Raw genomic sequence first — 266 nt, forward strand, 5'->3', positions numbered from 1 at the left:
TTGAACTTGTTGATTTTTAAAATCGTTTAATTCATTTTGCATTGCTTGCATTTGAGCTTTAAGATGAGTAAGCTCATCTTCACCACTCTCCACAATTGATGATGTAGCAGTTGATGTAGCAAACCCAATTTCTAATGCATCATTAGCACTAAACCAAGTTTCCTCGTCAACCATTTGACGTATTTCTTCTCGGCTAATATTCGCTCTTTGCATATAGATGTCTATGATTCCATCTTCCAACTTTTCAAGTAAATCTGCTTGTTTAC

The 266-nt window shown here is 35.0% G+C and carries 1 protein-coding gene; it reads right to left on the minus strand.

What is annotated here, in order from left to right; genetic code table 11:
- Window positions 1–266, minus strand: a 266-nt coding sequence (locus F1003_RS15895; RefSeq protein WP_202913921.1) for an ATP-dependent Clp protease proteolytic subunit, incomplete at both ends; no start/stop codon positions are given.

The organism is Winogradskyella ouciana (genome assembly GCF_009709615.1).
Classification (GTDB): Bacteria; Bacteroidota; Bacteroidia; order Flavobacteriales; family Flavobacteriaceae; genus Winogradskyella; species Winogradskyella ouciana.